Origin of the sequence: Curtobacterium flaccumfaciens pv. betae (assembly GCF_026241855.1) — a bacterium.
In the GTDB taxonomy this organism is placed as follows: Bacteria; Actinomycetota; Actinomycetes; order Actinomycetales; family Microbacteriaceae; genus Curtobacterium; species Curtobacterium flaccumfaciens.
In genome coordinates this window covers 3,333,984-3,357,333 of sequence record NZ_JAPJDC010000001.1, presented here as the reverse complement: position 1 = coordinate 3,357,333, position 23,350 = coordinate 3,333,984, and the positions used below count along the sequence as shown (strand labels likewise).

General features: G+C 69.8%; 19 protein-coding genes and 1 tRNA gene. 8 read left to right on the top strand and 12 right to left on the bottom strand.

Translation table 11 applies throughout. The features are described 5' to 3' along the window. Nucleotides 1–124: 124 nt before the first annotated feature. Nucleotides 125–1,264, bottom strand: coding sequence for a galactokinase (galK, locus tag ORG17_RS15760; protein WP_071245346.1), 1,140 nt, complete (start codon nucleotides 1,262–1,264; stop codon nucleotides 125–127). After that, nucleotides 1,261–2,358: a galactose-1-phosphate uridylyltransferase gene (galT, locus tag ORG17_RS15755; protein WP_027466639.1), complete on the bottom strand. Its 1,098-nt coding sequence runs from the start codon at nucleotides 2,356–2,358 to the stop codon at nucleotides 1,261–1,263. Before galT ends, galK begins: the two co-directional genes overlap by 4 nt. 64 nt (nucleotides 2,359–2,422) lie before the next feature. Between galT and ORG17_RS15750 the strand changes: the two genes are divergently transcribed. Continuing rightward, nucleotides 2,423–3,277 carry a DeoR/GlpR family DNA-binding transcription regulator gene (locus tag ORG17_RS15750; RefSeq protein WP_027466638.1) on the top strand — a complete coding sequence of 285 codons (855 nt, stop codon included), beginning with the start codon at nucleotides 2,423–2,425 and terminating at the stop codon, nucleotides 3,275–3,277. Further along, nucleotides 3,274–4,206, top strand: a complete 933-nt coding sequence (locus ORG17_RS15745; RefSeq protein WP_214526261.1) for an aldose 1-epimerase family protein — start codon at nucleotides 3,274–3,276, stop codon at nucleotides 4,204–4,206. The genes ORG17_RS15750 and ORG17_RS15745 overlap by 4 nt, the downstream gene beginning before the upstream one ends. Nucleotides 4,207–4,294: 88 nt before the next feature. Here ORG17_RS15745 and ORG17_RS15740 read toward each other — a convergent pair whose 3' ends face one another. Both ORG17_RS15740 and ORG17_RS15735 read right to left on the bottom strand, forming a co-directional pair. After that, on the bottom strand, nucleotides 4,295–4,615 hold the full coding sequence (locus ORG17_RS15740; RefSeq protein WP_027466636.1) for a hypothetical protein: 321 nt from the start codon (nucleotides 4,613–4,615) through the stop codon (nucleotides 4,295–4,297). A gap of 186 nt (nucleotides 4,616–4,801) precedes the next feature. Further along, nucleotides 4,802–5,617, bottom strand: coding sequence for an SGNH/GDSL hydrolase family protein (locus ORG17_RS15735; protein ID WP_214526262.1), 816 nt, complete (start codon nucleotides 5,615–5,617; stop codon nucleotides 4,802–4,804). 140 nt (nucleotides 5,618–5,757) lie between these two features. Between ORG17_RS15735 and ORG17_RS15730 the strand changes: the two genes are divergently transcribed. Continuing rightward, nucleotides 5,758–6,312 carry an SGNH/GDSL hydrolase family protein gene (locus tag ORG17_RS15730; protein WP_214526263.1) on the top strand — a complete coding sequence of 185 codons (555 nt, stop codon included), beginning with the start codon at nucleotides 5,758–5,760 and terminating at the stop codon, nucleotides 6,310–6,312. A 142-nt stretch (nucleotides 6,313–6,454) separates the two neighbouring features. Here the strand turns inward: ORG17_RS15730 and ORG17_RS15725 are convergent. After that, nucleotides 6,455–6,527 (bottom strand) — tRNA-Lys (locus ORG17_RS15725). A gap of 53 nt (nucleotides 6,528–6,580) precedes the next feature. Further along, a complete protein-coding gene (locus ORG17_RS15720) occupies nucleotides 6,581–6,742 on the bottom strand; it encodes a DUF2207 domain-containing protein (RefSeq protein WP_138801981.1) in 162 nt (53 codons plus the stop codon). A gap of 127 nt (nucleotides 6,743–6,869) precedes the next feature. Here ORG17_RS15720 and ORG17_RS15715 point away from each other — a divergent pair, with 127 nt between their 5' ends. The 3 genes from ORG17_RS15715 (at nucleotide 6,870) to ORG17_RS15705 (ending at nucleotide 9,465) form a co-directional block, all read left to right on the top strand. Next, nucleotides 6,870–7,499, top strand: coding sequence for a hypothetical protein (locus ORG17_RS15715; RefSeq protein WP_027466634.1), 630 nt, complete (start codon nucleotides 6,870–6,872; stop codon nucleotides 7,497–7,499). Nucleotides 7,500–7,993: 494 nt separating this feature from the next. Then, entirely contained in the window at nucleotides 7,994–8,593 is a 600-nt protein-coding gene (gene sigK / locus ORG17_RS15710; RefSeq protein ID WP_027466633.1) for an ECF RNA polymerase sigma factor SigK, read from the top strand. Beyond that, complete coding sequence (locus tag ORG17_RS15705; protein ID WP_214526264.1) at nucleotides 8,590–9,465, top strand: anti-sigma factor; 876 nt, start codon at nucleotides 8,590–8,592, stop codon at nucleotides 9,463–9,465. Before sigK ends, ORG17_RS15705 begins: the two co-directional genes overlap by 4 nt. Before the next feature lie 213 nt (nucleotides 9,466–9,678). Here the strand turns inward: ORG17_RS15705 and pstB are convergent, their stop codons facing one another. The 6 genes from pstB to ORG17_RS15675 all read right to left on the bottom strand — a co-directional run bounded on the left by pstB (nucleotide 9,679) and on the right by ORG17_RS15675 (nucleotide 17,327). Continuing rightward, complete coding sequence (gene pstB, locus ORG17_RS15700) at nucleotides 9,679–10,458, bottom strand: phosphate ABC transporter ATP-binding protein PstB (protein WP_027466631.1); 780 nt, start codon at nucleotides 10,456–10,458, stop codon at nucleotides 9,679–9,681. A gap of 49 nt (nucleotides 10,459–10,507) precedes the next feature. Next, complete coding sequence (gene pstA, locus ORG17_RS15695; RefSeq protein WP_027466630.1) at nucleotides 10,508–11,593, bottom strand: phosphate ABC transporter permease PstA; 1,086 nt, start codon at nucleotides 11,591–11,593, stop codon at nucleotides 10,508–10,510. A gap of 13 nt (nucleotides 11,594–11,606) precedes the next feature. Further along, nucleotides 11,607–12,557 (bottom strand): phosphate ABC transporter permease subunit PstC, encoded by a 951-nt coding sequence (gene pstC, locus ORG17_RS15690; RefSeq protein ID WP_027466629.1) that lies wholly within the window; start codon nucleotides 12,555–12,557, stop codon nucleotides 11,607–11,609. A gap of 144 nt (nucleotides 12,558–12,701) precedes the next feature. Beyond that, nucleotides 12,702–13,811: a phosphate ABC transporter substrate-binding protein PstS gene (locus ORG17_RS15685; protein ID WP_027466628.1), complete on the bottom strand. Its 1,110-nt coding sequence runs from the start codon at nucleotides 13,809–13,811 to the stop codon at nucleotides 12,702–12,704. A gap of 406 nt (nucleotides 13,812–14,217) precedes the next feature. Then, nucleotides 14,218–15,165: an NUDIX hydrolase gene (locus tag ORG17_RS15680; RefSeq protein WP_027466627.1), complete on the bottom strand. Its 948-nt coding sequence runs from the start codon at nucleotides 15,163–15,165 to the stop codon at nucleotides 14,218–14,220. Continuing rightward, nucleotides 15,162–17,327 (bottom strand): RNA degradosome polyphosphate kinase, encoded by a 2,166-nt coding sequence (locus tag ORG17_RS15675; RefSeq protein WP_214526265.1) that lies wholly within the window; start codon nucleotides 17,325–17,327, stop codon nucleotides 15,162–15,164. The genes ORG17_RS15680 and ORG17_RS15675 overlap by 4 nt, the downstream gene beginning before the upstream one ends. A gap of 207 nt (nucleotides 17,328–17,534) precedes the next feature. On the opposite strand from ORG17_RS15675, the gene ORG17_RS15670 reads away from it, so the two are divergent. Together ORG17_RS15670 and ORG17_RS15665 are read left to right on the top strand one after the other, a co-directional pair. Next, entirely contained in the window at nucleotides 17,535–17,816 is a 282-nt protein-coding gene (locus tag ORG17_RS15670; RefSeq protein WP_027466625.1) for a hypothetical protein, read from the top strand. 107 nt (nucleotides 17,817–17,923) lie between these two features. Then, entirely contained in the window at nucleotides 17,924–23,350 is a 5,427-nt protein-coding gene (locus tag ORG17_RS15665; RefSeq protein ID WP_214526266.1) for a DUF6531 domain-containing protein, read from the top strand.

Genomic DNA, 23,350 nt, shown 5'->3' with positions numbered 1-23,350 from the left:
GCGCGCGGTCGCGGCTGTCGGGGTGCTGCCGTTCTTTCGCGCTGAGCGACAGCCCACGGGCTGATCGCCGCGCGAGCTGTCGCTGAGCGCGAAACGTCGAGCGCGCGAGCGGCCGCGCGCGCCGTCAGTCGCGCCGGGCGCCCTGCGCGGCGTGCACCGTGAACACGTTCGGCTCGCGGTACCCGGCGTCGGCGAAGGCAGCGGTGACGGCGGCGGTGATCACACCGCGCGACTCCTGGTCGACCAGGGCGATCGCCGCGCCGCCGAACCCACCCCCGGTCATGCGGGCGCCGACGGCACCGTGCTCGACCGCCGTGGCGACGGCCAGGTCGAGCTCCGGCACGGAGATCTCGAAGTCGTCGCGCATCGACTCGTGCGACGCGACGAGCAGGGAACCGATCGCCCGGGGGCCCTGTTCGCGCAGCGTGCGGACGGTGTCGAGGACGCGCTGGTCCTCGGTCACGATGTGCCGAACGCGGCGGAAGGTCTCGTCGTCCAGGAGCTCCTGCGCACGAGGGAGGTCCTCGACGCTGACGTCACGCAGCGCTTCGACACCGAGCACCCGCGCACCCTTCTCGCACGAGGCCCGACGAGCCGCGTAGCCACCGGTCGCGTGGGCGTGCTCGACGCGGGTGTCGATGACCAGGACCTCGAGCCCGTTCGCCTCGAGCGCCAGGTCGACGACGGCGGTGTCGAGCGTGCGGCAGTCGAGGAACACGACGGCGTCCTGCTCGCCGAGCAGCGAGGCGGACTGGTCCATGATCCCGGTGGGGGCACCGACGGCGTGGTTCTCCGAGTACTGCCCGACGCGCGCCAGGGTCTTCCGGTCGAGGCCGAGTTCCCACAGGTCGTTGAACGCCAGCGCGACACCGCACTCGATCGCCGCGCTGGACGACAGGCCGGCGCCGACCGGGACGTCGGACTCGATGAAGACGTCGAACCCGGTCTTGTCGCCCAGATCGGCACCGGCCTGCTCGCGCAGGGCCCAGGCGATGCCGAGGACGTAGGCCGACCAGCCGCTCATGGCCTCGGGCGACAGGTCGTCGAGGGACAGCGCCACCGGCTCGCTCGTGGCGTCGAAGGCGGAGGCGACGCGGATCGTCCGGTCGTCGCGCTGCGCGATGGAGGCGGTGGTGCGACGGTCGATCGCGAAGGGCAGCACGTAACCGTCGTTGTAGTCGGTGTGCTCACCGATCAGGTTGACGCGACCCGGGGCGGAGTACCGCACCGTCGGCTCGTACCCGTAGACCTGCTGGAACGTCATGCGCGCTCGACTCCCTGTCGGATGAACTCGGCCGCCTTCTCGGGCACGAGGTCCCCGATCCAGGCGCCCATGGCGGCTTCGCTGCCGGCCAGGAACTTCAACTTGTCCGCCGCACGTCGCGGCGAGGTGATCTGCAGCATCAGCCGCACGGTGTCGCGGGCGGTGTGCACCGGTGCCTGGTGCCACGCGGCGATGTACGGCGTCGGGTCGCCGTAGAGCGCGTCGAGCCCACGGGTGAGCCGGAGGTGCATGTGCGCCAGCTCGTCCTTCTCGGCGTCGGTCAGGCCGGCGAAGTCGGGGACGTGACGGTGCGGCAGCATGTGGATCTCGATGGGCCAGCGCGCGGCGAACGGGACGAAGGCGGTGAAGTGCTCGCCGGCGAGGACGACCCGCTCGGAACCCCGCTCGTTCGCCAGGTGCTGCTCGAACAGGTCCGGGCCGAACCGTTCGATGCTCGCGAGCAGTCGCTGGGTGCGCGGGGTGATGTACGGGTACGAGTAGATCTGTCCGTGCGGGTGGTGCAGCGTGACGCCGATCGCCTCGCCCCGGTTCTCGAAGGGGAACACCTGCTGGATGCCCGGCATCGCGGAGAGTGCGGCGGTGCGGTCGGCCCAGGCTTCGACGACGGTGCGGGCACGCGACTCGGAGATGGAGGCGAAGGACCCGGAGGTCTCGGGCGAGAAGCACACGACCTCGCACCGGCCGACCGAGCGGAGCTGGCGGTTCAGGCCGACGTCGCTCAGGGACTCGAGCGACTCGGGAGCGTCGTCGGCTTCGAGCAGCGGGCCGAACGACGGCGAGCGGTTCTCGAACACGGCGACGTCGTAGCGGCTCGGGATCTCGGACGGGTTGGCCGGGCTCTGGGGCGCGAGCGGGTCCTGGTCGGCCGGCGGCAGGAACACCCGGTTCTGCCGGGACGCCGCGATCGACACCCACTCGCCCGTCAGGACGTCCTGCCGCATCCGCGCCGTCTCGGGCCGCGGGTCGAGCACGCGCTCGTCGATGCTGCGTTCTGCGGGCAGCGTCGAGTCGGCGTCGTCGAAGTAGAAGAGGTCGCGGCCGTCCGCGAGCTTCGTCACGCGCTTGGTGATCACCGGAACAGCCTAGCGCCGATCCGAAGCGTTGCGAAGGACATCGGAAGCAAGCGAAACTGTCCACATGACGGACGCCGACCTCTCCTTCCTCGCCGGCGCGCTGCCCGCGCCCCTGCGGCAGGACCGCATCGTCGCGATCGTCGACGGCGCCCCGGGCATGGTCCGGACGGCCGCGTTGGCCGCGTCCCTCGGCACCAGCGAGGTGACGGTCCGCCAGGACCTCGCCGTCCTCGACCAGGAGGCGCGGATCCGCCGGGTGCACGGGGGTGCGGTCCGCCTCGGGGCCGGGTCCACCGAGCGCCCCTTCGAGGAGACCGCCGTCGAGCACCAGGTGGCCAAGGCGGCCATCGGCCGTGCGGCGGCGGCGCTGGTGCGCCCGGGGGAGTGCGTCGTCCTCGACGTCGGCACCACGCCCGCCGCCGTCGCCGAGGCGCTCGTGGCGCGCACCGAACTCACCGGCGTCACCGTCGTCACGAACTCCCTCACCACGGCGCTCGCGCTCGAGCGAGCCGTCCCGCGCTTCACCGTGATCGTGACCGGCGGCACCCTCCGGCCCCTGCAGCACTCACTCGTCGCGCCCTTCAACGGTGCGGTCCTGCCGATGATCGCCGCCGACCTCGTGTTCCTCGGTGGCACCGGCCTCGACGTCGACCACGGCCTGACGAACGTGAACCTGCCCGAGACCGAGGCCAAGCGGATGCTCGCGGGGACGGCCCGGCGTACCGTCGTGGTCGCGGACGGGTCGAAGTTCGGCCGAGCCCACATCGGGGTCGTCCGCGCGCTCGAGGACATCGACGTCGTCGTCACCGCCGAGGCCGACGCCGCCGCGGTCGCCACGATCCGGGCGGCCGGGGCCCAGGTGATCGTCGCCGACGGCGAGCAGCACACCGAACCAGCCGGAAGGAAGAACACCCCATGACCGCAGCACCCACGGGTGGCCAGTACCGCCTCCACCACGCCGGGCCCGACGGGGTCGTCGAAGCCGTGGTCACCGAGGTCGCCGCGGGCATCCGCGAACTCCGCGTCGCCGGCTTCGACATCACCGAGCCGTTCCCCGTGACCGAGCAGCCGCCGGGGGCGAACGGGATCGTCCTGGCACCCTGGCCGAACCGTGTCGCCGGTGGCGTGTGGGAGCTCGACGGCAAGCGGCAGCAACTCGAAGTCTCGGAGCCGAAGTACGGCAACGCGTCGCACGGACTGCTCCGGTTCGCCCCGTACCGGGTGGTCTCGCAGACCGAGACGTCGATCCAGCAAGAGGCGACGATCCACCCGCAGCACGGGTGGCCCTTCACCCTCGAGACGCGCGTGCTGCACGAACTCGTCGACGACGGCATCCGCGTCACGCACGAGGTCACGAACCGTTCGGGCGTCCGTGCACCCTTCGCGATCGGTGCGCACCCGTACCTGCGCGCCGGTGACACCCCCGCCGACGACCTGGTCGTCACGCTCGACGCCGCGACCGCATTCACCGTCGACGAGCAGAAGGTGCCGAACGGTTCGGTGCCGGTCGAGGGCACGCCCTACGACCTGCGCCAGGGGCGGCGGGCCGGGGACTCGGACCTCGACACCGCGTACAAGGACGTCACCCCGGACGCCGAGGGGATCCGCCGGACGACGATGCACGGGCCCGAGGGCGACGGGGTCGAGCTCTGGCAGGACGCCTCGTTCCCCTACGTGCAGGTCTTCACGTCGCGCGAGTACCCGCGTGGCGACGGGAAGGGCCTGGCGGTCGCGGTCGAACCGATGACGGCACCCGCCAACGCCCTGAACTCGGGCGAGGGCCTGCGCTGGCTCGAGCCGGACGAGACCTGGACCGGTTCGTGGGGGATCCGCCGCGTCTGGTCCTGAGGACTCCGGTCGGCGCGCACCGCTGACACGACGAAGGCCCCGCCGGGTGTCCGGCGGGGCCTTCGTCGTTCGTGTCGGGAGCCGGGCGTCAGCCGCGGCGCATCCGGAGCGCCTCGACCGCGAGGGACTCGGTCGCGTACCGGCCGACCTCGTGCGCCCATGCCGGGTCGTCGCCGCGGAGCGCGATGAAGTCCTTGCGCTGCCGGCAGACGTAGCCGAGCACGGCGGTGGCCGTGGCGACCTCGATGAAGTCCTTGCGGATGTGGCGGGTCGTGACCTGGGCGTTGCGGCGGAGCGTGTCGAGCAGGAGCTCGTTGCTCATCGTCGTGTTGGTCGCTGCTGCGAGCTCGACGATGCGGCGCGCGTCACCGGTGGTGCTGGTCTGCGTGGCTTCGATGGGCTCGATCACGGTGTACCCCGTTCGTTCGTGGTGGTGCGGTGCTGCAGGATCCGTCGATCGGATCCGGGAACGACACTATCGGCGCTATGCCAACAATCCGCTGAGGGCGGGCTGGGCTGCGCAGGGGATCCGCCATGAGCCAGCTGAGGAGGACTTGTACCCCGGTGCCGCGGCCCCCGGCGCCCGGTCGCGTCGTCAGGAGCAGCGTTCGCTCGGCCCGGCCCTGGTGAGTTCCTCGAGCGCCCCGTCGATCTTGTCGGCCAGGTAGCGGTACCCGTCGTCGTTGAGGTGCTGCCCGTCGCCCGCCGCGTAGCTCGCGCTGTTGGCCGACGTGAACCACTGCCGGTCGATCGCATCGATGAACGGCACCCGGGCGTCTCGTGCGCCGGCGGCGACCGCCGCCGAGATGGCCACGGTGGTCTTCGCGCGGGGCTGCGGTGCCGAGGGGCCGATCGCCACCACGACCGCGTCCGGCCACTGTCGCTCCGCGGTTCGCAGGGTCTGCTCGACGCGGGACTCGAGCGTCGCGGCGTCGACGAGCCAGTCGTTCTGGCTGCCCTGCACGATGACCAGCTCGGGATCGAGGGACGCGTGCCGTTCGATCCGCGCGATGTAGGTCCGTGCGGAGGAGTGCGACCTTCCGGTGTTCACGTAGCCGCTCCCGGGCACGCCGTCGATGGTGGCGTCCCATCCGCGTTCCGTGACGAGGTCCTGCGCCCAACCGTGCATGCCGTCGTACGAGCCTCGCCCGGTCGTGTACGAGTCGCCGACGATGAGCACGTCCGAGCCGGCGGCGATCGCCGATGCGGCCTCGCTCGCCGACACGGTCGGCGCTCCCGGATCCGGCTGGCACGCGTCCGACACCGTCGGGAGCAGGACGAGGAGCCCGGCGACGCCGAGGCTCATCGCGCCGAGGGCGACAGCCGGTACCAGGCGTCGCCTCCGGCGTCGTCGTCTGAGCAGCAGCGAACGGGGACCGTCCGGCCATCCGCCGTCGGTTCGTCGGGCCACGGCCGGGATTCTACGCGGCCCGATCCGCACCTCGGCTGACCGGTGAGGAGTGTCCGCGAACACCGCTGGCGGCACGCGGAGCGCTGTCCTGGGCGTGGTTGGCTGGACACCCGCGACCGAAACCGACCCTGGGAGCTCCCGTGACGACCGTCACCTACGCCGGCGACAGCATCACCAACCCCGAGAACTCGTTCTCCTGGACCCGGTTCCTGACCGGGACCGATCTGCGGCTCGTCAGCGGTGTCGGCATCAGCGGCGCGACGTCGGCGGCGGTGCGGAACGCCGTGGCCCCCGTGGATGCCGCCGTCCTCGTCGTCATGGTGGGCACCAACGACATCCGCCTCGGCGTGGGTCGGTCGACCATCCGCGACAACATCGCGGCGATCGTCGAGGTCGTCGGTGCCGACCACGTCGTCATCGGGCAGGTCGCACCGTCCAACCTCACCGACTACGGCGCCGACCACATCGACCGTGCCGCCGGCGGGTTTGCCCACAACCGCGACCTCGCGCGGTTCACGGCCGATCGGGGGTGGCTGCTCGTCGACCCCTGGTTCCCGGTCCGTCGCCTCGACGGCACCTACGCGTCCGGTGCGGCTGACTCCGACGGCGTCCACCCGACGGTCGCGACCGGCACCACGGCCGGGGCGATCCTGTCCACCGCCATCCGCATCGCCGCCGGTGGAGCGTCTGCCTGACACAGCGGCGTTCGCGAAGGTGTGGGCCCCGTGGGGCTCGAACCCACGACCCTCGGATGAAAAGCCGGCGTTCGGGAGGGTGTGGGCCCCGTGGGGCTCGAACCCACGACCCTCGGATGAAAAGCCGGCGTTCGGGAGGGTGTGGGCCCCGTGGGGCTCGAACCCACGACCCTCGGATTAAAAGTCCGGTGCTCTACCAACTGAGCTAGAGGCCCTCACCCGCAAGGCTAGCGGGTGAGGGCCTCCAGGAAGGAACCGTCGGTCCGGGTCAGCCCCGACGTCCGGTGAGCGAGCGCAGCAGCCACGCGATGACCGCGATGACGAGCAGCACGATGCCCACCCAGAGCAGGAACTTCAGGCTCGCGGCGAACCCGCCGACGAACAGCAGGATGACTGCGATCACAGCCAGGATGATGAGCAGGGCGTTCATGGAAGATCCTCTCCTTCACGTGCAGGGAGGAGCGCCTCCCTGCCGCAACACGGTACGCGTGGCGCAGCCGTTGCGTTCTGGGCGAACGGGACGCGGGCGTGTCACCGGCCGCGCCTACACTGCTGCGGTGCCTCGCGATCACCACCGTCCCGTCCACTTCACCGACGCCGAGTTCGCCGCCATCCAGGGCGGTGAGGACCCGGCGCTGGTGAACCGTGTCGCGCACGAGACCGCGAACGCACTGCTGCACCGGGTGCGCGAAGACCCGGACCCCGCCGTGGTCGAGCGGCTCGTCACCTACACCGACGTGCACGGCATCGACGCCATCGCGGAGCTGTGGGCACGGGTCGGGGCACACACCCTGCCGGGGGCGCTCTGGCGGGTGTACCTGGTGCGCATCGTCATCCGGCAGAACCCGGAGGAGATCGCGTACCTGTTCGAGCGGGGCACGGCGCAGATCGGCACGATCGACCAGGCGGTCGCTGGTGCCGAGGAACCGACGGGCCCGGCCGAGATCCTGACGCTCGCCGACCGCATCCTGCACGGCCTCTACACGGGCGACCTCGCGGTGGCGCTCGACCGCGGGGCGTCGTTCTGTCGTCTGACCGCCGCCGGCGCGACCGCCGTGGCGGACGAGTCGGACCTGGTCGCGTCCGAGCGCGCGAGCGAACTCACGACGCGGGCGCTCCGCCTGACGGAGCTGGCGGCCGACCTGACCGAGGCGGCGGCGCTCTGGCGCCGCGACAGCCTGGACTGAGCACGCGGCGGGACGGACCCGCACCGGGCCTCCAGGGGCCGTGCAGCAGTCCGGAACGCATCCGGGCATGAAAAGACCGGGCCGCAGAAGCGCCTCTCGGCGCGAGGCCGCTCGAAGCGGCGAATTTTGGAGCCCGGGGCTTGCTGCGGCCCGGCGACACCAAGTCTACGAGACGCTGGCTGATCACTCGACCCTGTTCACTCATGGTGGACAGAACCGGCCCGGGCGTGCCCGCGGGAACCCCTTCGAAGGCCCGCCGCGCCCATCCTGCCGAGAAATCCCGACCCCCATCCAATCCACAGCGGGGACCGCGCCGAATCATCTGCGTGACGGTCGGAATGCCCGTCACGAAGCGAGAGGCCCGGTGTGACCCGGACCGGCACCGCCGGTCAATTCCCTGTGGGTCACGCCGGCCCCTCGTCTCGACCGCCCATGCGGAGGCTTCGTGCTACCCGCCTGGTCAACGAAAGCAACCGAGAGGAGGGAAACCTGCAATGCTTGCCCTCGTGGATAGCGACACCGAACGCTGGAGCTCGTCAGAGCCAGCTCAGGCATCGCCGGACGACCTCCTCGCCCGGGTCGCCGCCGGTGACCAAGCCGCCTTCGCGGACCTCTACGACGCACTCTCCGGTCGGGTCCTCGGTCTGATCACGCGCCTCCTCCGGGACCGCGCGCAGTCGGAAGAGGTCACGCAGGAGGTCTTCCTGGAGGTCTGGCAGCAGGCCACCCGCTTCGACCGGAAGCGCGGTACCGCGGCCAGCTGGGTCCTCACCATGGCCCACCGCCGAGCGGTCGACCGGGTCCGTGCCTCGCAGTCGTCGCACGACCGCGACACCAAGATCGGCATCCGCGACCTCGAGGCCGGTTTCGACCAGGTCTCCGAGTCCGTCGAGATCCGCATCGAGCACGAGCGCGTCGGCCGAGCGCTGGCGAAGCTCACCGAGTTCCAGCGGCAGGCCGTGCAACTCGCGTACTACGGCGGCTACTCGCACAGCGAGATGGCCGAACACCTCGGTGTCCCCATCGGCACCGTCAAGACCCGTCTCCGTGACGGGATGATCCGACTCCGAGACGAGATGGGGGTGACCTCATGACCGAACGCCACGACGACCCCGCACTGATGACGGGTTCCCACGCCCTCGACGCGCTGTCCGACGACGAGCGCGCGCTCCTCGAGGACGCCCTCCGGACGTCCCCCGAGCTGCAGGCCGAGAACGACTCGCTGCGCGAGACCGCGCTGCAGCTCGCCTACGCCGTCGCACCGATCGAGCCGCCCGCGTCGCTCAAGGCGTCGCTGCTGGCCCAGATCGCCACGACCCCCCAGGCCGCACCCCTCGCCGACACGACGGTCGATCGGACCCCGGTCGCCGAGACCCCCTCCGTCCAGGAGGCCCGTCCCGAGCCCGCCAGGCACGTCGCCTCGATCGCCGACGGCCCCACCGCCGGTGGCCGGGCTTCCTCCGAGGCTCGCCGCCGCTGGTTCCAGCGTCCGGCGGTCATGCTGACGGCCGCAGCTGCCGTCGCCGCGGTCTTCTTCGGCGGACTCGGCGTCGGATCGATCTTCGACCCGAACGGCTCCGGCACCGGCACCACGCAGGCCTCGAGCGGCCTCGACCGCATCTACGCCGCGTCGGACTTCCAGCGCACCACGACCAAGGTCGCGGGCGGCGGTTCGGCGACGGTCGTGTGGTCGAACGACCTCGGCAAGTCCGCGGTGATCCTCGACGGTGTCGAGCAGGCGCCGAAGGGCAAGACGTACGAGCTCTGGTACATCGGCTCCGAGGAGCAGGGCGGCACCATCAAGTCGGCCGGCCTGGTCGACGGTGCGGCCGACGGTGTGCACTCCGCCGTGCTCAAGGGTGCGATGTCCGAGGGCGCGACGATCGGCATGACGGTCGAGCCCGAGGGCGGTTCCGAGCAGCCGACCACCTCGCCGATCATGGCGGTCCCGACCACCACGGCCTGATGCCAGGGGCGGTCCTGCTGGACTGCCACCGACGCACAACGACGAAGCCGCTGTCACACGACAGCGGCTTCGTCGTTCCACGTCCGTACGGCGCTCAGTCGTTGCTCCGACGCGACCACGAACGCCGCCGCAACCACGAAGGCCCGGTGCGCGTCCGTGGCGGACGTGCACCGGGCCTCCAGGCAGTCCGTCAGCGCGACGGACGGATGCCGATCAACCGAAGCGGCCCGAGACGTAGTCCTCGGTGGCCTGCACGGACGGGTTCGAGAACATCGTCGCGGTGTCGTCGAACTCGATGAGCTTGCCGGGTGCGCCGGTGCCGGCGATGTTGAAGAACGCCGTCTTGTCGCTGACGCGCGACGCCTGCTGCATGTTGTGGGTCACGATCACGATCGTGAACTCCTTCTTGAGCTCCTCGATCAGGTCCTCGATGGCGAGGGTCGAGATCGGGTCGAGGGCCGAGCAGGGCTCGTCCATCAGGAGCACGTCCGGCTCGACCGCGATCGCGCGGGCGATGCAGAGACGCTGCTGCTGCCCACCGGACAGGCCCATGCCGGGCTTGTCGAGGCGGTCCTTGACCTCGTTCCACAGGTTCGCGCCCTGCAGCGAGCGCTCGACGATGTCGTCGGCCTCGGAACGGGAGACGCGCTTGTTGTTGAGCTTCACGCCCGCCAGCACGTTGTCGCGGATCGACATCGTGGGGAAGGGGTTCGGACGCTGGAAGACCATGCCGACCTGCCGACGGACGAGCACGGGGTCGACGCCGGCGCCGTACAGGTCGTCGCCGTCGATCTTGACCGAGCCCTCGACCCATGCGCCGGGGATGACCTCGTGCATGCGGTTCAGGGTGCGGAGGAAGGTGGACTTGCCGCAGCCCGACGGGCCGATGAAGGCCGTGACGGTGCGGGGCTCGATGGTGATGTCGACACCCTCGACCGCCTTGAACTTCGAGTAGTAGACGTTGAGGCCGTCGACCTCGATGCGCTTGGACACGTTGATCCTTCTGGGTGGGTGGTGTCGCTGGTTCCGCGGGGGCGGAGGGTCAGCGGCTGAGCTTGGGGGCGAAGAGACGGGTGATGAACCGGGCGAGCAGGTTGAGCAGCATCACGATCAGGATGAGCACGAGGGCCGCGGTCCAGGCCCGGTCGACGAACGGCACCGGGTTGGCACCCTGCTGCGAGTACTGCGTGTACGCGTACACCGGCAGGGTCATCATCGGGTCACGGAACAGGTTGTAGTTCATGCTCGCGGTGAAGCCGGCCGTGACGAGCAGCGGGGCGGTCTCACCGATGACGCGGGCGATCGAGAGCATGACGCCGGTGGTGATGCCGGCGAGGCTGGTGGGGAGCACGACCTTGAGGATCGTGAGGTACTTCGGCACCCCGAGGGCGTACGAGGCCTCGCGGAGTTCCATCGGGACGATCTTCAGCACCTCTTCGGTCGAGCGCACGACGATCGGGATCATCAGCACCGACAGGGCGACGGAGCCGACCAGGCCGAAGCGGGCACCCGGGCCGAGGAACAGCGCGAAGAGCGCGTAGGCGAACAGACCGGCGACGATCGACGGGATGCCCGTCATGACGTCGACGAAGAACGTGATGCCCTTCGCCAGGGCGCCGCGACCGTACTCGACCAGGTAGATCGAGGTGAGCAGGCCGATTGGCACCGAGATGAGCGCCGCGAACAGCGTGATCTCGAGCGTGCCGATGAGGGCGTGGACCGCGCCGCCGCCCTCGGAGATGACCCCGCGCATCGAGTACGAGAAGAAGTTCGCGTCGAAGCGGGCGATGCCCTTGGCGATGACCGTCCAGAGCAGCGACACCAGCGGCAGGACCGCGATGACGAACGCCGTGATGACGAGCGAGGTGACCAGGCGGTCGACCGCCTTGCGGCCACCCTCGACGATGCGCGAGATGACGACGATGAGGACGTCGAACAGGACCGTGCCGAGGAAGATCGCGGCGACGACGTTGAAGTCCTTGACGGCGCCACCCGCGTTGAGCAGGGCGAATACCAGGACGAGGGCGACCCAGCTGCCGACCAGCAGCAGCCACGGGACGGAGGCGTGCAGCTTGCCGTTGGCGTAGACGTTGCCGGCGGTGCCGGTCTGACGGAGCGCGAGGGACATCGGGTGCGACCTCTCAGCTGACTCGGCTGCGGACGATGTACCGCGCGAGCATGTTGATGACCAGGGTGATGACGAAGAGGATCAGACCCGACGCGATGAGCGCGTTGAGTGCGGTGCCCGAGGCCTCGGCGAACTGCAGGGCGATGTTCGCGGCGATCGTCGAGGGGTTCTGCGACGTCAGCATCTGGAACGTGACGTTCGTCGAGACCGACAGCACCAGCGCGATCGCCATCGTCTCGCCGAGTGCACGGCCGAGGCCGAGCATGATCGCGGAGACGATGCCGGACTTCGCGAACGGCAGGACCGACAGGCGGATCATCTCCCAGCGGGTCGCGCCGAGGGCCAGGGCCGCTTCCTCGTTGAGGGTCGGGGCCTGCAGGAAGATCTCACGCATGACCGCGGTCATGATCGGGATCGCCATGACGGCGAGGACGATCGACGCCGTCAGGATCGTGCGGCCGGTGCCGGACACCTGGCCGGAGAACAGCGGGAACCAGCCGACGTACTCGTTCAGGAACACGTAGAACGGCTTCACCAGGGGCGCCAGCACGGCGATGCCCCAGAGGCCGTAGACGACCGACGGCACGGCGGCCAGCAGGTCGATCACGTAGCCGAGGACCGGCGCGAGTCGACGCGGCGCGAAGTGCGAGATGAAGAGGGCGATCCCGAGGGACAGCGGCACGGCGATCACGAGCGCGATGAGCGCGGACCAGACGGTGCCGAAGACCAGGGGGCCGACGAAGTCCCAGAAGTTCGTCGCCTTGCCCGGCAGCTCGCCGACCTTGGCGGAGAAGGCCGGGATGCTCTGCCACACGAGGAACGCGGCGACGAGCACGAGCACGAAGAGGATGAGGCCGCCGGCGATGACCGACGCGGCGGAGAAGACGCGGTCGCCGACACGGACGACGGCCTTCGGCTTGATCGGGGTGACGGTGGCCCCTGGCTGGGCCGGTGCGGTCGTCATGGGGTACTCCTGTCGGAGGAACGCCGGGGGAGGCGACGGGTTCTGGGGTGGTGGTGCGGTGCCCGTCCGGGTGGTGTCCTGGACGGCTGAGTGCCCGGACGCCGGTCGTGTGGGTGGGACCGGCGTCCGGGCGCTCAAGGGGCCTTACTTGATGGACGCGACCGCGTCCTTGGCCTTCGACGCGAGGTCGGAGGAGAGGGCGGCCGACTTGGCCTCCTTGGCAGCGGCGTCCTGAGCGGCGCTCGAGACGACGTAGTCGAGGTAGCCCTTCACGAGCTCGGCCTTGTCGGCGTCCTTGTACTCCTGGCACGCGATGGCGTAGGAGACGAGGACCAGCGGCCAGGCACCGTCAGCGGTGTCCTTGCGGTCGATGTCGATCGCGAGGTCGTTGTCCTCGCGGCCGGTCGCGATCTTCGAGTCGGCGACGACCTGCGCGGCACCGTCGGCCGAGATCTCGGTCGCCTTGTCGCCGACCATCAGCTTCGCGCGGTCGAGGTCGCCCGCACCGGAGTCGTCGATGTAGGTGATGGCGTTGGTGGCGTTGCCCATCGCGGAGGCGACACCGGAGGTGCCCTTCGCGCTGTCACCGACCGAGTACGGGAAGGTCTGGCTGGGCTCTTCGGTCCAGACGTCAGAGGCGTTCGCGGAGACGTACTCCGAGAAGTTCTGCGTGGTGCCCGAGTCGTCCGAGCGGTGCACGACCGTGATGTTCGCGTCCGGCAGCTTCGCGTCCTTGTTCAGGCCGGCGATCTCCGAGTCGTTCCACTTGGTGATCTTGCCCGAGAAGATCCCCGCGATGGCCTTCGCGTCGAGGGTCAGGTCGCTGACGCCGTCGACCTTGTACGCGATCGCGATCGGGGAGATGTAGACGGGGATGTCGATGCCCTTGGTGTCCGCCTTGCAGGACTCGAACTTGCCCGAGAGCTCCTCGTCCTTCAGCGCGGCGTCGGAGCCGGCGAAGTCCGCGGCACCCGACATGAAGTTCTCGCGGCCGGCACCGGAGCCGTCCGGCGTGTAGTTGACGGTGACGCCCGAGGCTTCGTTCTGGAAACCGGCGGCCCAGGTGGCCTGCGCGGTCTGCTGTGCGGACGAGCCCGAGCCGGTCAGGGTGCCGGAGAGCTTCGAGTAGTCGCTGCCGCTGGTGGAAGAGGAGGACTCGGTGCTGCCCGCGTCCTCGTTTGCCGCGCACGAGGAGAGCACGACTGCGCCGGCGATCGCGATTGCTGCGATCGAACCGATTCGCTTGATGTTCACAGGGGTCCCTTCGGGAATGGAATGCAGTGGGACCACTGCGGTCCCTGGGCCGGTGCCGACCCGGGAGCGACTGTAGGGACGCGAGGTGACCGCAATCACCCCCGCTGGTGAACGGGAGGTGAACGAGGGGTTGTCCGCGTCGGGGCGGCGTGCGCCGCACCCGCGCAGGGAGCAGGATCGGGGGCACTGTGCGCTCGTTTGGAAGATGCGCACGCATGATCGCGGACGAGCGGTCGGGAGGCCCGGATCGCGTTCCCGGGCGCGGCGCGGCCCCGTCGTGTGGCCGGGTGCCGGGCGCGTCGGCTGCAGGCCGGCGGCGCTGCGGTCCGCCGACGCTGCCGTCCGCCGACGCTGCCGTCCGCCGGCGCTGTGGACAGCCGGACCGCTGCGGTCCGCCGGTGGCGGGCTACGCCGGGATCGTGTTGCGGTGCGTCTCGACCGCGACGAGCGTGTCCCCGGCGATGTGCATGACGGAGAAGTCCCCGACCGACAGCATCGCGGCGCGGCGCAGGTCGAAGCGGCCGGACTCGTCGGCGGTCGCGGTGGCGATCCGGGCGATGATGTCGGGCAGCACCGGGCCGTGCGAGCACAAGACGGCGGTCTTGCCCTTGTCGAGCCGGCGTCGGACGACGCCCTTGACGTCGGCGGCTCCGCGGTCGTGGGCGTCCTGGCTGAGGTCCGGGGTGCTCGAGACGCCGAGCTTCGTCGCGGCGGACAGCGGTTCGACGGTCGCGAGGCACCGCGCCGCCGTGCTGCTCACGATCTTCTTCGGGCCGAACGCTGCGACCGGTGCCGCGGCGGCCTTGGCCTGCGAGCGGCCGACGGGCAGCAGCGGACGGGTGGCGTCGGGGCCGTCCCAGTCCGAGCCGGGCACCGTCTTCGCGTGGCGCAGGGTGATCAGGGCGAACGTGCGGTGCTGTCCCGCGGCGGCGCGTTCGGCGAACCGGTCGAGGATCGCGACGTCCCGCTCGTACGTCAGGCGGTTGCGGGCGTCGTCGATGGTCACCCACTCGAGCGCCGCGACCTCGTGGTTCGGCACGAAGGCGCCCGCGCGGGCGTACTCCTTCGCCGAGACCCGGGCCGCCCAGTAGTGCACGACCTTGTCGCGGCCGTTCGGCAGCACGTACTCGGCGGTGCCGAGCGGTGCGCCGAGGTGGACGCGGTACCCGGTCTCCTCGTCGATCTCGCGCACGGCGGTCGTCGGGACGGCCTCGCCCGGGTCCACCTTGCCCTTGGGCAGGGAGACGTCCTTGTGGTGGTCGCGGTGGATGAGCAGCACGAGGGGCGTGCCGTCCTGTTCGCGCCAGACGACCGCACCCGCAGCGACGACGGGGCCCGAGGGACCGCCGCTCACCGAGTCGAGCGCTTCCGGGCCGAGATCTTCCGCATGGTCACATTCTGCACGTCCTCGAGCGGACGGCCCGCATCGTCGGTGGAGTGCCGCGTCCACTCGCCGTCGGACTCGAGGTGCCACGAGCTGGCGGTGTCGGCCATCGCCAGGTCGAACATCTCCTGGACCTCGTTGATGTGGTCCGGGGCGACCAGCCGCACGAGCGCCTCGACGCGTCGGTCGAGGTTGCGGTGCATCATGTCGGCGCTGCCGATGAACACCGCCGGGTCACCGTCGTTGTGGAATGCGAACGCGCGGGAGTGCTCGAGGTAGCGCCCCACGATGCTCCGCACGCGGATGGTGTCGCTGACGCCTTCCATGCCCGGCTTGAGCGAGCAGATGCCGCGCACCCACACGTCGATCGGCACCCCGGCCTGGCTCGCCAGGTACAGCGCGTCGATGATCTGCTCGTCGACCATCGAGTTGACCTTGATCCGGATGCCCGAGGGCTTGCCGGCGCGGGCGTTGGCGGCCTCGGTCTGGATGCGCTTGAGCAGGCCCTTCCGCAGGTGCAGCGGTGCGACGAGCAGGCGCTTGAACTTCTTCTCGATGGCGTAGCCGGACAGCTCGTTGAACAGGCGGGTCAGGTCCTTGCCCACCGTGTCGTCCGAGGTGAAGAGCCCCATGTCCTCGTAGATGCGCGAGGTCTTCGGGTTGTAGTTGCCCGTGCCGATGTGGCTGTAGTGCTTGAGCGTCCCGCCCTCTTGCCGGATGACGAGCACCAGCTTCGAGTGCGTCTTCAGCCCCACCAGGCCGTAGACGACGTGCACGCCGGCCTTCTCGAGCTTCCGGGCCCAGGTGATGTTGTTCTGCTCGTCGAAGCGAGCTTTGATCTCGACCAGGGCGAGGACCTGCTTGCCGGCGGCCGCAGCGTCGATCAGCGCCTCGACGATGGGGCTGTCGCCGGAGGTGCGGTACAGGGTCTGCTTGATCGCCAGGACGTTCGGGTCGGCCGCGGCCTGCTCGAGGAACGCCTGCACGCTCGTGGCGAAGGACTCGTAGGGGTGGTGGACCAGGACGTCGTTCGCCTTGATCGCGCGGAACAGGTCGGGCTTCGTGTTCGGCTCACCCGGCTGGAACTGCACCGGGGTGGTCGGCACGTGCTTGGGGTAGTGCAGGTCGGGACGGTTGATCTTGGAGATCTCGAACAGCCCACCGAGGTCGAGCGGTGACGGCAGCCGGAAGACCTCTTCCTCGGTGATGTCGAGTTCACGCACGAGCAGGTCGAGGGTCACCGGGTCCATGTCCTCGGTGATCTCGAGGCGGATCGGCGGACCGAACCGGCGGCGCAGGAGCTCGCGCTCGAGGGCCTGGATGAGGTTCTCGGCCTCGTCCTCCTCGATCTCGACGTCCTCGTTGCGGGTGACCCGGAACACGTGGTGCTCGAGGACCTCCATCCCCGGGAACAGGTCGTCGAGGTGGTTCGCGATGAGGTCTTCGAGCGGGATGAAGCGCATCCGGCCGGAGTTGTCGTCGGGGAGCTTGATGAAGCGGGAGAAGTTCTGCGGCACCTTGAGGCGCGCGAACTCCTGGCGCTGCGACTTCGGGTTGCGGACCCGCACCGCCAGGTTGAGCGAGAGCCCGGAGATGTAGGGGAACGGGTGCGCCGGGTCGACGGCCAGGGGCATGAGCACCGGGAAGATCTGCTCGTTGAAGTACTCCCGCATCCGCTGCCGGTCGGCTTCGTCGAGGTCGGACCAGTGCTCGATGTGGATGCCCGCGGAGTCGAGGTCGGGCTTGAGTGACCCGATGAAGGCCTGGGCGTGCCGGTCCTGCAGCTCGTGGGCCTTCTTCGCGATGTCCCGCAGGACGTCGCTGGGGGCACGGCCGACGTTGGTCGGGACGGCGATGCCGGTGTCGATGCGGCGCTTCAGGCCGGCGACGCGGACCATGAAGAACTCGTCGAGGTTGGACGCGAAGATCGCCAGGAAGTTCGCCCGCTCCAGCAGGGGCTGCGTGCGGTCTTCACCCAGCTCGAGCACGCGCTGGTTGAACCGGAGCCAGCTGAGCTCACGGTCGAAGTAGCGGTCCGTCGGCAGTGACTCGTGCTCGATCTCGATGACTTCGTCGAAGTCGTCGAGGTCGGGTGCGACGGATTCGCCGTCGAGCTGCGGTTCGGTGTCCATCCCCACATCCTGCCACCCGGCCCCTGCCACCGGAGGGGGCTCGGTGGACGCTGTGGAAACCGGCGGTGAACCGTTCGGATGTGGAGGAAGGGTCACGATATACCGACGGTGACATCTGCCTGGGTTTGTGGGTATGGTGGGCCGTGTCAGAGCCTCCGGGGGGATTCCACTGCGCGGGGGTGCAGCTACGAATGAAAGAGGTTCATCATGTCGCGTGTCCTTTCGACCGAGCAGGCCAAGACCGCCATCCGTCAGGTCCAGTCGATCATCAACGGTGGTTTCACCGACCAGATCTCGCAGCTCGACGCCCAGGGCCGGATCCTGTCCGACTCGAACGTCTGGGACGGCCCGCTCGCGGCGACGTTCCGCGGGTCCACCTGGCCGGAGACCAAGGCTGCTCTGGACAAGGCGAAGACCGAGCTCGAGCAGCTCCGCACGCAGCTCGACAAGATCTCGCAGGACATCTTCACCGCAGGTGGCGGCGCGTAAGCACCGGCCTGTTCCCGCCCGGACCGTCGCATTCGCGGCGGTCCGGGCGTTCGCGGTCGGTGGGGCCGCTTCACCAGCACGATCAGCACGACTTCGGGGGATGAACCATGGTTGACCTGCACGGCAATGAGCCAGTCAAGTTCGACAACGGCACGGCGGACGCACTCAGCACGGCGCTGAACGACGCGGCCGAGTCGATCGAGGGTCAGGCCGGCTCGCGACAGTCCTACGTCACCACCGCATCGCAGGAGTTCCGCGGGCACTTCTCCGAGCTCTTCGCGCAGAACGCCGGCACCGCGAAGAGTGACGCCGAGGACATCGCCACGAACCTGCGCACCGTCGCGGGCTGGGTCGACCAGATGAAGGCGGCAGCGAAGAGCGAGAACGCTCGCCGCAAGAAGGCAAGTGACTGGTACGAACAGCACGAGAACCGCAACTTCATCGAAGTCGCCGTCGACTGGGCCAGTGGCAACGACACCCCACCCGAGGTCAAGCACGAGGATGCTCCGACCTTCGCGCCCGCCAGTGCGAAGTCGACCACACGCCAGACCCCGAATCCGGGCGCGGGTGGGAGTGGTGGCGGCGGGACCTCGTCCGCCAAGCCGGAGGACCTGCGTTCCTTCGCCGCCGGATCGACCTCGCTCAACAGTGACCTCGCCGGGAAGCCCGCGGGGCTCCGCGGCAAGCTCGACGACTTCGCGACGAAGTGCTCGTGGGGCACGATCAACGCCGACGGGCTCGTGTCGGCGTTCGACAAGTGGCTTGATGCCAACGACCAGGACGTCACGTGGGCGAACACGATCGCCGACGCGTTCGCGGCAGCTGGCGGCGAGGGCGCCGTGTCCACCGTCTCGGACGCCGCGCTCGCCGCAGCCCTGGCCGCCGCCGGGGTCTCGCAGTCCCGCACCGACCTGCAGTTCGATCCACCATCGGCCTACGGCGCCCAGCCGACGACCGGCTACTCGATGGACCCGGTGAACACCACGACGGGCAACTTCCTCGAGCCGGAGCTCGACCTGGCGTTCACCGGTGCATCTGCGGCGCTGCAGGTGACCCGCATGTACAACTCCCTCGACCAGCACGTCGGCCTCTTCGGTCCGGGGTGGGCGTCGATCCTCGAGACCCGCCTGCTCCTCGACGACGAGGGCGCGTCGTTCGTCGGCGCCGACGGTCGTCAGGTCCGGTTCCCGCGCGAAGGCGAGGGGTGGGCTCGCGGCGTCGGCGAGAACCGCTGGCTCGCGGCCGAGGGCGACCGGCTCGTCGTCCGTGACAACCAGGGTGAGCGCATCGACTTCTCGCCGTCGGGGCTGTGGCTCGGACAGCGCGGCGGGGCCGGCACCGCGGTCCGCGTCGAGCGGGACGCCGACGACGTCGTCGTGCGCCTGGTGCACGAGCGCGGTCGCTCGATCGACATCGACCACGTCGACGGCCGAGTGGCGGTGCTCCGCGCCTCCGACGGTCGCCGGGTCGAGTACGGGTACGACGAGCGCGGCCGACTCGTCTCGGTGACCGACGCCGTCGGCACCCGGACCTACGGCTGGAACGACGATGACCTCATCGCGACGGTCACGAGTGCGGCCGGTGTCGTCGAGGTCGACAACACCTACGACGACCAGCGCCGCGTGGTCGAACAGATCAGCCCGCACGGCCGCACCGTGCGCTTCGCGTACCTGCCCGGCCGCGTCACGGTGGTGTCCGACCACGACGGATCGCGGTCGAACTCCTACATCGCCGACGCCAAGGGACGACTCGTCGGGGTCATCGACTCCGACGACCGACGCCAGTCGATGAGCTACGACCGGCACGGCAACCTGGTGTCGGCGACCGAGCGCGACGGGTCGGTGACCGTCCACGCGTACGACGACCGTGGCCGGAAGACCCGGACCGTCACGCCGTCCGGCGGCGACCTGACCTACGGGTACGATGACCAGGACCGCGTGACGACGGTCGTCACCGAGGCCGGTGCCGTCGTGAGCTACGAGTACGTGGGCGACGACCGCGACCCGTCGGTCATCGTCGACCCGGTCGGCGGCCGGACGGAGCTGACCTGGCAGGACGGCTCCCTCACCCACGTCGTCGACCCGACCGGCGTGGTCCTGACGCTTTCCTACGACGCGTTCGGTGAGCTCGTCTCGACCACCAACGCCGTCGGCGACACCGCTCGGATCGAGCGCGACGCCGCCGGACGGCCAACTGCGGCGATCAGCCCCACCGGCGCTCGTACCGAGTACCGTTACGACGCCGCGGGTCTGCTGGAGTCCCGGCAGGATGGGGACGGAGCGGTCTGGCGCTTCGAGTATGCCACCGGCGGCCGGATCAGCGCGGTCATCGGCCCACTCGGGGCGCGCACCGAGTACACATACTCACCGGACGGCGAACTGCACACCGTCACCGACCCCCTGGGTCGCACCACGACCGGGACGTACGACGACCAGGCGAACCTCGCGCGGCTCGAGATGCCGGGCGGCGCGGACTGGACGTTCGCGCACGACGCCTTGTCGCGCCTCCAGGCCGTCACCGACCCGGCAGGCGCGACGTGGAGCCGTGAATACGACGTGAACGGCCGCCTGTCGAGCGTGGTCGACCCGACCGGGGTCCGTCAGGACTTCTCGGAGGATGTCAAGACCGGGGTTGCGTCGCTGCGCGACGCCTTCGACGCGGTCACGGTGCGGTTCGACGCCTACGGACGACCGGTCGAGAGCGCCAGCGACGAGTTCGGCTCCGAGCTCGTCACGTACGACGCTGCGGGACGCCCCATCGAACTCGTCGACGGGGAGGGCGGACTGACCAGGATCGAACGCGACCTCGCGGGCCGGGTGATCGCGCTCACCACCCCGTCCGGCGCACGCACAACCTACGAGTACGACGTTTGCGGCCGTCCGTCGGCGGCAACCGATCCGACCGGCGCATGCACCGTGCTCGAGTACGACGCGCACTCGCGTGTCGTCCGGTGGACGCTGCCCACTGGGGACACAGAGCAGGTCATCTACGACGCAGTCGGGCGCGTGGTCGCGCGGACGACGCCGGGTTCCGGCACCAGTCGGTTCCGCTACGACGCTGCCGGGAGGCTCGTCTCGGCCCATGACGCACGGTACGGCCGTCGCCGGTTCCGCTACGACGCCGCGGGTCAGCTCGCCGCGATCGTCAATGGTCTCGGCGGTGTCACCACCTTCGCCCACGACGTGCGAGGTCGGCTCACCACCGTCACCGACCCAACGGGCGGCGTCACAACCCGCACGTACGACGACGCTGACCGCATCACAGGCGTGACCGACCCGCTCGGGCGCACCACGACCGCGGCCTACGACGCGGCGGGCCGTCAGGTCGGCCAGACCGATCCCGACGGCCACACCGTCACCTGGTCCTACGACGCGGCTGGCCGGCAGCGGGACGTCGGCGTCGACGGTGTCGTCCAGTTCGAGCTCCGGCGGGACGCCCTCGGCCGGACTCTGGTCGTCACCGACCACACCCGCGGTGCCGGACGGAGTGTGGAGCACGAGCTGCACCACGACCGACGGGGGCTCCTGGTCCGTCGAAGCCGTGGCTCGGCGGCGATTGACTGGGAGTACGACGCCGACGGGAACAGCACGGCGCGCATCGACCCTGCCGGAACCCACACCGCGTTCCGCCGGAACGCCGTCGGACGCGTGACCGCGGTGGAGCGGGGCTGTCTCGGAGCCGGCACCTTCGCGTACGACGCCGCCGGACGCGTTGTCCAGTCGGCGACCGGGGACCTCGTGCAGGCGTGGTCGTACGAGGGTGGTGTCCTAGTGGCGCACACCACGACCACGCCCGACGGTGTCCAGGTCACCCGGATCGCACGCGACGACGACGGCCGGATCGCCGCGATCGATGGCCCCGACGGACGCGTCGATTACACGTTCGACAGCGCCGGGCAGCTTGTCCGCGCAGGCGACTCCACCTGGGAGTATGACTCCGCCGGTCGGCTGGTGTCCGAGACCGTTGACGGCGTCACGACCACGTACGAGTACGACCGCGCCGGACAGCTGACCGCCACGCTGCGCGACGGTCAGCGGACGGAGTACGTGCACGACGGGCTCGGCCGCCGGGTGCGTCGCACCGAACCGGACGGTTCGACGACCGAGTACACCTGGTCGCCGCTGGGGTACCTCGCGGGGCTCGTAACCCGCGACGCCTCCTACGCCGAGACCGCGCGCAACGACGTGTGGACGGACGCGCTCGGCGAACTCGCCGCCGTGGATGACGTCGAGGCATGGTGGGACACCGCGGCCGCCGTGCCCTCCCTGGTGTCGATCGGTGGGACGAGCGTCCTCGACCTCCCGGGTGGCGTCACCGCCGTCGGAACGAAGTGGACGACGCCGGGCTGGCGCGACGCCCGGGCGACCGATGCGTCCGACCCATGGGCGGTGCTCGCCGGGGTGTCCGGCGCCGCGCTGCCCGCAACCGTCGGACTCACCGCGACCGGTGGAATCAGCATCGGCGGCCTCGAGTGGCTCGGTGCTCGCGTCTACGACCCTGCCGCCCGTGGCTTCCTGTCTGTTGACCCACTCGCGCCCGTGCCCGGGTCGGGATGGTCGGGGAACCCGTACTCCTACGCCGGGAACGATCCGTTGCACGCGGTGGATCCCTTAGGTCTCCGGCCGGCGACCGACGCTGACCTCCAGACGTACCGGGATGCGCATCAAGGGGTGTTCGATGGCGGCTGGTGGAAGGACAACTGGGAGTACGTCGTTGGCGGAGCTGCGATTGTGGGCGGCGGCATCCTGATGTTCACGGGAGTTGGCGGACCAGCCGGGATGATGCTGATCAGTGGCGGTATCGATGTCATCACGCAGAAGGCCACCACTAACAACGTCAACTGGGCTCAGGTGGCCGGCGCAACCGCGCTTGGCGCGATCCCGGGAGGGGCAGGGTCGCTCTTCAAGGCCGCGAAGTACGGCGGGCAAGGGCTTCGTGTCGCCGAAAACGTCGCTGCCCCTACGACGAGGGTCGTCAAGTCCCTAGCAACGAACATGGCAGTCAACGGCGCGGCTGGCTCTGGCTTCGGTGTTGCTGCGAACGTCGTCACGAGCGTGACGTCGAACAAGCCGATCACTGCGAGAGGGCTGCTTGGTTCCGCTGGAGGTGGGTTCGTGGCCGGCTCCGTCAGTGGCCTTGCCGGTCCAGCCGGAGGGAGCATCGCAGAGCACTTGCAGCGTCCGGTGGAGTCAGTGGTCTCAAAGTTGGGCACATCGGCCGTGGGATCGGTGGGAGCTACGGCTGGCACGACTGTCGACCACTGGATATCCGGCGAGGACATGTCCTGGAACGACGTGATCTGGAGCACGGCGTCGGGTGCCGCCGCCCCCCACCTCTCGTTCGGTGAGAAGTACACCCAGACCAACTTCGATGCCCTTCGGAAGGTTCCCTATACTCAGACCCAGACGTGGCAGGGATTGACCGGAAGCGGGCGAAACGCTGTGGCCCTTCGGGGAGGCGCGGCGATCGGTTCTGCTGTCGGCGCTGGAGGAGACGTCATCCACGATTCCGTGAGTGGCGTGATGGGATGGTGA

Excerpts from the sequence above, each read along its gene's own strand:
- pstA (WP_027466630.1), bottom strand. The coding sequence starts at position 11,593 with ATGTCCCTCGCGCTCCGTCAGACCGGCACCGCCGGCAACGTCTACGCC.
- ORG17_RS15665 (WP_214526266.1), top strand. The coding sequence starts at position 17,924 with ATGGTTGACCTGCACGGCAATGAGCCAGTCAAGTTCGACAACGGCACG.
- ORG17_RS15720 (WP_138801981.1), bottom strand. The coding sequence starts at position 6,742 with ATGAACGCCCTGCTCATCATCCTGGCTGTGATCGCAGTCATCCTGCTG.
- ORG17_RS15670 (WP_027466625.1), top strand. The coding sequence starts at position 17,535 with ATGTCGCGTGTCCTTTCGACCGAGCAGGCCAAGACCGCCATCCGTCAG.
- ORG17_RS15745 (WP_214526261.1), top strand. The coding sequence starts at position 3,274 with ATGACCGCAGCACCCACGGGTGGCCAGTACCGCCTCCACCACGCCGGG.
- galK (WP_071245346.1), bottom strand. The coding sequence starts at position 1,264 with ATGACGTTCCAGCAGGTCTACGGGTACGAGCCGACGGTGCGGTACTCC.
- pstC (WP_027466629.1), bottom strand. The coding sequence starts at position 12,557 with ATGACGACCGCACCGGCCCAGCCAGGGGCCACCGTCACCCCGATCAAG.
- ORG17_RS15705 (WP_214526264.1), top strand. The coding sequence starts at position 8,590 with ATGACCGAACGCCACGACGACCCCGCACTGATGACGGGTTCCCACGCC.
- ORG17_RS15750 (WP_027466638.1), top strand. The coding sequence starts at position 2,423 with ATGACGGACGCCGACCTCTCCTTCCTCGCCGGCGCGCTGCCCGCGCCC.
- sigK (WP_027466633.1), top strand. The coding sequence starts at position 7,994 with ATGCTTGCCCTCGTGGATAGCGACACCGAACGCTGGAGCTCGTCAGAG.
- ORG17_RS15675 (WP_214526265.1), bottom strand. The coding sequence starts at position 17,327 with ATGGACACCGAACCGCAGCTCGACGGCGAATCCGTCGCACCCGACCTC.